General features: G+C 29.9%; 3 protein-coding genes. All 3 read left to right on the plus strand.

Features of this window, described 5'->3' with window-relative positions:
- Window positions 1-233: hypothetical protein (locus GH681_RS23450; protein WP_194271325.1), on the plus strand; the 233-nt coding region annotated here is incomplete at its 5' end.
- Window positions 234-396: 163 nt separating this feature from the next.
- Entirely contained in the window at window positions 397-1,371 is a 975-nt protein-coding gene (locus GH681_RS22875; protein ID WP_153163804.1) for a CHC2 zinc finger domain-containing protein, read from the plus strand.
- On the plus strand, window positions 1,346-1,684 hold the full coding sequence (locus GH681_RS22880) for a hypothetical protein (RefSeq protein ID WP_153163805.1): 339 nt from the start codon (window positions 1,346-1,348) through the stop codon (window positions 1,682-1,684). Before GH681_RS22875 ends, GH681_RS22880 begins: the two co-directional genes overlap by 26 nt.
- Window positions 1,685-1,831 lie beyond the last annotated feature (147 nt).

Genomic DNA, 1,831 nt, shown 5'->3' on the forward strand with positions numbered 1-1,831 from the left:
CTTTAATCAAAGGACAAATACTTACAGCAATATCTCCTTGGTTCTTTAGATACTGGATGTTTAAATTCTGGAATGCTAAATTTAAAATGAATTGGGGATACGGACATTCAGTTAGACCAATGAAGAAAGAAACAACTTCTGATATCTACATTCAGACAGGTGAAGCTTTAACTGATGAAGATGCAGAACGAACTATAAAGAGAATATCGAAACTATTTGATAAAGAAGAATAGTTTCAACTACTAGGAGGATCTGTGACAATCCTATATGGCACTATCAATTTAAGGATATTAGATAATTTATGGAAGCGTGAGCCTGCACAGCAGAAATAAAAATCTACCTCTGGATAGGCGTGGTTCGATTCCACGACTAGTAGCAAACTAAAACAGATTGCATATGTATAGTAGAAAGCGAGCAAAACTCCCAGATAACATTACTCTAGATTGGATACTTTCTAAAGTAACAGAATATGATATATATGCAAAATATATAGGTCAATTTAAAGTAGGTATGATATACAATAGTCCATTTAGGAAGGATAAAAATCCATCCTTTGGTATTTACTATAGTAAACGTACTAAACAACTACTTTTTAAAGATCATGGAACAGGTGAATGTGGTAATGTGATTAAATTTGTATCATTATTTACTGGTAAAACAGAATATAATGATATACTATCAGATATAGTAGATAAGTTAAACATTACTAATAACACTAAACTCGTTAGCTCTAAGCAATATATACTGCCAACTGAAACAGTAATTGGTGTAGTACGTCAGGAATTTACTGATGTAGATATCAATTACTGGAAACAGTTCAATATTTCTATAAATACTCTAAAGAAATTCAATGTAAATAGTATTAAATATTATTTATGTAATGGAATAGTAAAGGGTACTTATAAACGAGAAAATCCAATGTATGCATATAAGGTCTATAATAACTTTAAGATATATAGACCACTAGCAGATAAATATACTAAGTGGAGAAACAATCTTACAGACTATGATATCCAAGGCTATGAGCAGTTGCCTCAAAAAGGTGATATATTATTTATCACAAAGTCCATGAAAGATGTTATGTGTTTGCATGAGATGGGTATACCAGCAGTTTCTCCATCTTCAGAGAGTACGTTTCTACCTAAAGACGTATTAGAGCAACTTAAAACGCGTTTTAAGCGTATTATAATACTTTTTGATAGAGATGTAGCTGGAGTAAAAAGAAGTCGCAAATTAAGCCGAGAAACAGGCTTAGAAGCAATGTTTATTAACAAAAAATTCAAAGCTAAAGATGTATCTGATGCTGTTAAAGCAAATAGCTTTGAAGAAATAAAAAATTGGTTAAATGAAACTATTAAAAACTATAGGTAAAGTAATAGCATTACCTTTTGATTTAGCTCTGATACTTGGAAAGTTATTATTAATTCCAATCAAATTAGTAAGTGTATTGTTGCATGGAGAATTTATTGAATGGAATAAAAAATGCAAGTTTATAGGAAATTCGATTAAAGAAATGTTTAAAGCTTTTAAACATAATAAAGATTATTCTTTCTTGCATTCAGTAGGATTTACGGATGAAAATGGTAATTTCTCTGAAAGAGTTGAAACGTTTAAAATAACTAGTGATAGTATGCAACATTATATTAATTATGCTAAAACAAGTCTTAAACAAGAAAGTGCGTAATGCTACTAAACAAGAAATAGATGGAATAGTATTTCGATCTAAGTTAGAAGCTTATACATATTAGAAACTAAAGGAAGCAGGTATATCAGCTGAATATGAACAGCATAGATATACTTTACTTCCTAAGTTTATATATAATAACTCTAC

Source organism: Zoogloea sp. 1C4 (assembly GCF_009469605.1).
Taxonomy (GTDB): Bacteria; Pseudomonadota; Gammaproteobacteria; order Burkholderiales; family Rhodocyclaceae; genus Zoogloea; species Zoogloea oryzae.

Excerpts from the sequence above, each read along its gene's own strand:
- GH681_RS22875 (WP_153163804.1), top strand. The coding sequence starts at position 397 with ATGTATAGTAGAAAGCGAGCAAAACTCCCAGATAACATTACTCTAGAT.
- GH681_RS22880 (WP_153163805.1), top strand. The coding sequence starts at position 1,346 with ATGAAACTATTAAAAACTATAGGTAAAGTAATAGCATTACCTTTTGAT.